2 protein-coding genes are annotated in these 1,477 nt (G+C 40.6%); one reads left to right on the top strand and one right to left on the bottom strand.

Features of this window, described 5'->3' with window-relative positions; all coding sequences use genetic code 11:
- Nucleotides 1-221: 221 nt before the first annotated feature.
- Nucleotides 222-536: an MGMT family protein gene (locus AC1DRF_RS27470; RefSeq protein WP_230183328.1), complete on the bottom strand. Its 315-nt coding sequence runs from the start codon at nt 534-536 to the stop codon at nt 222-224.
- 353 nt (nt 537-889) lie between these two features.
- On the opposite strand from AC1DRF_RS27470, the gene AC1DRF_RS27465 reads away from it, so the two are divergent.
- A complete protein-coding gene (locus tag AC1DRF_RS27465; protein WP_477742245.1) occupies nt 890-1,438 on the top strand; it encodes a MerR family transcriptional regulator in 549 nt (182 codons plus the stop codon).
- Nucleotides 1,439-1,477 lie beyond the last annotated feature (39 nt).

Below are 1,477 nucleotides of genomic sequence, written 5' to 3'. Positions count from 1 at the left end.
GCTTCTAGCTATTGATTGGAGGGCAAGACGAAGACTCCTGTGGGAAAAGCGGGAATGGCGAGACCCCGCAGGAGCATACGCGACGAGGAGGCTCACCGCCCGCCCGCGGAAAGCGAAGTCTTGCACGGAAATTAATGGCGGTGTCACAAGCGGTTCAGTTCCTCTATCTCGTTTGTTCATCTTTAGCTGGAATTAATTTCGCTATGTCTCAATTTCTTTTATTATTTATACACGTCAGGTTCATAGAGATGGACTTTAAGATCAAGCTTTCCATCCGAAGAAACGAGTATTCCTTCCGCTTCGAGTGAAAGTTTTTGAACAACGTACATTTCTTCGTCTTTAAACCCAATTTCTCCTTTAGAATTAATGACTCTGTGCCAGGGGAGATTATGTTTCTTACTCATCGAATGCAGGACTCGTACAACCTGCCTTGCACCTCGCGGACTACCAGCCAGGTGGGCGATTTGTCCGTATGTCATTACTTTCCCGGATGGTATTTGTTTAATAAGTGCTACTGCTCGTTCTGTAAAACTCAAGTCGCTCCTCCTTTCGTTTCTTCTTTAGTACAACATTACCATATTAAATAAACAGTGAAGGAATCACTCGATTTTTCTTCAGCAACATTATAAGATAATAATAAGAAGTACGCTCATCATTGTTCAACATACTCCAAACAAATGCTTACTGATTATTTCCTATTCTTCAACTAACAAATCTTTGTGCGAGTGGCAGCTTATACCTCATTTATGACACTGTGATTATAAAAACGTTACAGAAACCAACACAGCAAGGTACGTAGAAGCGTTACATGATAAGATAAACAGTAGATACTAGTACAATTTCAAATTGATGCTGACGAATAAGTAATCATTTAAAAAGTGGTGAGAAAATGACAAAATGGCTTAGTGTAAAAGAATTATCTGAAGAAACGAGTATTCCTACTTCAACCATCAGAAGATATATAGATAAATTCMAATATTTCTTTATACAAAAAGAAGATCATCGACCAAAACAATATGAAGCTGCGGCTGCKACCGTTTTACTGAAAATTAAGCAGCTTTATGATGAGGGCTGTCAAGCAGAAGAAATCAATGAAGCGCTGCAAAAAGAATTCTCTTTGACTACAAGCGAGGATCAAGCTGCCGTGTCTCTAGAAGAAGCCGAGGACACAGAGAACACAGCAGAAGCAGCTGACCAGCCCGAGGCCGACGACCAGCAGCCGACACCTCCCGAACAGCCGGTACAGCCTTCACCCCAACAAGAGCCTGATACAAAACAAATTCTTCAGGAAAAAGATAAGCAGCTCATTCAATCTTTGCGTAAAAGCTTGCGTGAACAGCAGGCCATTTCAGAATTAGTAGAAGCTTCAAAAGAAAGCAGCGTAGTAGGTAAAAAGAGATCGATTTTAAAACGATTATTTCAACGAAAAAAGGACTAAGTTTGTAAACAAATCTAGGCTACGAAACACCTTTATTTC

It is taken from the genome of Priestia sp. P5_B4 (genome assembly GCF_056400385.1).
This window is presented reverse-complemented; position numbering and strand designations above follow the sequence as displayed.